General features: G+C 56.9%; 3 protein-coding genes and 1 pseudogene. 3 read left to right on the forward strand and 1 reads right to left on the reverse strand.

Annotated features, from left to right (window positions below):
* The 3 genes and pseudogenes from CJ255_RS23840 to CJ255_RS21110 form a co-directional block, all read left to right on the forward strand.
* Window positions 1-389, forward strand: a pseudogene (locus CJ255_RS23840) (hypothetical protein); the annotation flags it as partial.
* A gap of 31 nt (window positions 390-420) precedes the next feature.
* On the forward strand, window positions 421-2,136 hold the full coding sequence (locus CJ255_RS21105; RefSeq protein WP_097646053.1) for a PASTA domain-containing protein: 1,716 nt from the start codon (window positions 421-423) through the stop codon (window positions 2,134-2,136).
* A gap of 29 nt (window positions 2,137-2,165) precedes the next feature.
* Complete coding sequence (locus CJ255_RS21110) at window positions 2,166-3,545, forward strand: hypothetical protein (protein ID WP_097646054.1); 1,380 nt, start codon at window positions 2,166-2,168, stop codon at window positions 3,543-3,545.
* 156 nt (window positions 3,546-3,701) lie between these two features.
* Here the strand turns inward: CJ255_RS21110 and CJ255_RS21115 are convergent.
* Window positions 3,702-4,454: DUF4351 domain-containing protein (locus CJ255_RS21115; protein WP_124682046.1), on the reverse strand; the 753-nt coding region annotated here is incomplete at its 5' end.

A 4,454-nucleotide genomic window follows, 5' to 3' on the forward strand; every position in this document is an offset into this window, starting at 1 on the left:
GGCTGGTGGTAGCCCAAGACACGGAGCAGGTACACTTTGGTCCGGGCATGCATCCCGACGGCCTCTGGCTGATCAATCTTGAGGCGGGCGATCCGCAACGCATCAGCAACATTGGCCAGCATCCGGCTTGGCGGCCCCTGACGCCTGAGCAGCTCGCGGCGCTCACCCCAACCGCCACGCCAATTCCGCCAACCCCAGATGAAGCGGCAAGTAGCAGCCCAACCCCAGCCACGATTGCGGGTGGTGCGATCCCTAGCGTCCCTGATGCACCACCAGCGACCAACCCAAACCCTTGGGCCTTACCAATAGCCATTAGCGTCATGCTGCTCGTCCTCAGCGTGGGCGGCGCGCTTGGCCTCTGGCTCTTCTTGCAGAAGAGACCGCGTTAAGCAATTGCCCCAAGAACTGAAGGATTTCACCATGCACACCGCTACCTCTTCCCGTCTCTGCGCGAGCATCATCGCCCTGTTGCTACTATTCCTCAGCGCCTGTGGCAGTACTACCACGACTCCTAACGCACAAGCCACCGCCTGCGAAGTCCCCGCCGTCGTCGGCCTCGAAGGGGCCAACGCAGAACGCCTGATTCAGGGCGTAGGGCTCACCGTACTACGAAGCGCCGAATTCAACCCCAACGTACCCGCAGAGCGCATCATCAGCCAAGAGCCACCCGCTGGCACGCGGCTCAGCCCGTGTGCGGGCGAGGTGCGTCTTGTCGTGAGTCTGGGGCAGGAAGATGGGGATCTGGCACCTATCCAAGAAACTGCTGGTTCGCTAGCGCAGAGTGCGAGCACCACAGAGTTGCCGGTGGTAGTGGCGGGATGGTGGAATACATGCGTGATCAACCGTGCTGGTGAACTCTCCTGTTGGGGGAATATTTCAACGCTTCCCCATTATCTCGGCCCGATGACTCAGGTAAGTGTCGGATTTGAACACCTCTGCGCCATCAACAGCGTTGGGAGACTGGGTTGTTGGGATCGCAACCCCAATTCCGCTGGTACGCGCTCTGCCCAAGCAACAGTACCCAGCGACCTCGGCCCAGTCACCCAGGTCAGCACTGGTGGATACCATACCTGTGCGATCACCAGTGCCGGAGTGCTGCATTGCTGGGGTAGCAACACGGATGAACGTAGTAACCCCACTGGACAAACGACGGTACCCAGCGACCTCGGCCCGGTCAGCCATGTCAGTGCAGGCGGGCTCCACACCTGTGCGATCACCAGTGCCGGAGCGCTGCGCTGCTGGGGCAGTAATGCGGATGAGCATAGTAACCCCACAGGGCAAGCGATAGTCCCCAGTGACCTCGGTTCAGTCACCCAAGTCAACGCAGGACTATTCCACACCTGTGTAATTACCAGCACCGGATCGCTGCGTTGCTGGGGACATAATGAGATGGGACAGGCGACGGTACCCAACGACCTCGGCCCGGTCAGCCAGATTAGCACAGGTGGGTTTCATACCTGTGCGATGACCAGCACCGGAGCGCTGCACTGCTGGGGAAATAACCATGTGGGACAGGTAGAAGGCTTAAGTAATGTTGGCCCGTGCGAAATCCCCGCTCTAGTCGGCCTCAACGTTGGCGAAGTTAACATCGAACGTACACTTCAAGATTTTAGCGGCCTGAGGCCTCAACTTGAGGCTGAACTACATCAAAACCTACCTTTAGGCCAAATCATCAGCCAAGAACCGCCTGCCGGTACGCAGCTCGACCTTTGCTTAGGGAAGATCCGCATTGTGGTAAATGATCAACCACTTCTCAATACGTTTGATGTAATAACAAGTGGCCCCCGTACTGACGTATACGGCAAGTGGATAGTGTCGCTTGGGTCACAAGGCCCACAGCCACGCTCTCCTCAGGCACCAGAATTCGATGTTATGTTTACACCTGATGGGCGAGTAGAGATTTTTGATCTAGAGGTACACGGGGGTCATGGCGATGCTGCAAACGGATCCCAGCGCTACCCTCATCTGAAAGGAACCTATATCCTGGAAGATGAAAGAAGGCTACGTATCTACGCTGGAGATAGTATCTTTAACGATCCTATTTTGGAGGTTGAGATCTTTGTCTCTGGAGACAAAATGATCTGGATAATCCAAGATATGGAGCTTGAATTCACCCGCATCGGCGCATCGCAATAAGCCACCTAAGCCAAATCACAGGAATCACCATGCAAGACTTTTTCGCCACCTTAAAGGCCCGCCTCCGTGCTGGCGTTGATGTTGGTAAGCAGCGTGTCCAGATTGTGAAGTTGGGTCACGAGCGCAAGGCCCGCGAAAAGGAGCGCAAGCAGGCGGTGGCTCAGTTGGGTGAGTATGTCTGGCGCGAGCGGCTTGAGCATCCCGACTATGCAGCGACGTTCGATCAATTGGTGCAGCTTGAGCAGCAACGCGCTGACCTACAGGCGACGCATGATCGCCTGCAGGGTGAAATCCAACGCCTAGAAGCGCAGAAGGCCGAGTTGGAACAGCAGTTTGCGGCACGCATCAAGGACTATCAGGAGCAACGGGCAGCGGCGGCGGGTCAGAACAGCAGTGGTTCTGCACAAGACGATCAGCAACTCGCGGCGCTGAAGGCTGCCCATCTGATGGACATGCAGCCGCTTGAGGTGCAACTGACGGCGCTGCGCCAAGAGTTGCGCGATAGCCAACAGCAGATCAAGACGTTGGCACAACAGAGTCGTGAACTACAACATACGTTGGGCGAGCAGATTGATCATGTGCGCCCAGAGCTTAGCGCACTCGCGGAACACTATGCGCGCCTTGATGCGCTCGACCAAGAGATCGCACGGATCGATGGCGAAATAGCCCATCTGAATCAGCAGATTGCTGCGGCGGGTACGGGCGCTAGTCGGGCACTCTACGGGATGATTGGTGGCGGCGTGCTGCTGATCATCTTGATCTTGGTAGGCTTTAGCGGCTTGGGTTTGCCCAGTTTTGGTGGCGGTGCAGTCTCTGAGCAGCAGATCCGTCGTGATCTAGAGGGAGAGTACATTACCGATGACGAGAGCGAGATAGGGTGGCAGATTCGGAGCAATCAGATCCATAACCTCAAGGTTGTGCGTCGCAACACCGATCTCAATGCTGGTATTGAAAGAATAGAGATCAATATTCAACTTCGTAGTGATATTATGACCGTGTCGAGCAACCTGGAACTCTTGTACAAGAGATATGACAATGTCTGGCGATTAGATTACTATGAACGAGCATCCGATCATGTCTTGCAAATCGTCACAGCACGCAATGAACCCAACGTACGCGACCTTGATGCCCTTGTACGTGATGGCCATCGCTATCGCTCAACAAGGGGGGGCGTTACCTGCGGTATGGATCAAATCCAGAGTGTGAGGCTCAAGAGCAAACAGGGCGGCGAGAATTTCTATGATCGCTCCCAACTCGTCTACATCATCACAACCGAGTATCGTCCAATTCCTCAGGCACCCCCTGGACAACTTCAGATTATTGATTTATGTAACAGCCCTCGCTTCTGGCATGTTGTCTATACGTGGGATGGCTCAAGCTGGGGTTCGCCCTCGTATCGTTACCGTTAGCCGCCACACACTCATCGCCACTGCCTCACGGCCTTCAGCCTGAAACCCGCCCCACTACCCTTTTCAGGATACTGCTGGTTTATTCTCCTGGGAACGCGGGCGTCCCGCCCGCATGCGGGCGAGACGCCCGCGTTCCCAGGTCCGTGCATGCATAAATCAGCAGTATCCTGAAAGCCCCTGCTCCCCCCCACCCTGCCCCCGCAGCCACGCCGCAAGCTCAGCCTGCGTCGTGAAATCCAAAAGTGCCTCGCTCAATGACGCTATCTGCGGGGCATGCAATAGCGCAATCTGCGCCTCCAATGGCTCGCTGAGGCTTCCCAACTTGCGCTTCAACTGACGCAGCACCATGTTGCGCTCGGCCTGCACATAGACCGACGCCTCAAATGGAGCCACATCCCACCCCTCGCGCTGCCCCTGCAGCCACGCCTCAAGGTGCGCCTGGGCTGTGAAGCTGAGCAGTGCCTCGCTGAGTGCATCTAACTGGGTGGTGTCCAATGCCGCAACCTGCGCCTCTGATGACTCGTTCAACATGCCCAATTTGCGCTTGAGCAGTCGTAGCACCATCTCATGTTTGGTTTTGATCGCGGCCTCGGCACCGGCCAGCCGTTCGATACTGGTCACAAAGGGAGTCATACCACGCTCCTCCTGTTCAATCTGACGCATTGTAGCACGTACTGGCTCATCAATGCTGGGTGGCAAACGCATGAGTTGATCCAACAGCCGGTACAGGTGGCGCAGATCCTCAGCCGAATAGCCCTGGCGCAGACAGGCGCGAAAACGGGCGATCTTGCGCCGCATGCGCTCTTCGGGATTGTGGCGCGTTGCTTGCGCCTCGCGGTGGATCAGCGTGATCGTGGCGATGGGGTTGGCGCTCGCTTCCAGCATCTGCGCATCGAGTGCCCACAGTTT

The organism is Candidatus Viridilinea mediisalina, from assembly GCF_002532535.1.
In the GTDB taxonomy this organism is placed as follows: domain Bacteria; phylum Chloroflexota; class Chloroflexia; order Chloroflexales; family Chloroflexaceae; genus Viridilinea; species Viridilinea mediisalina.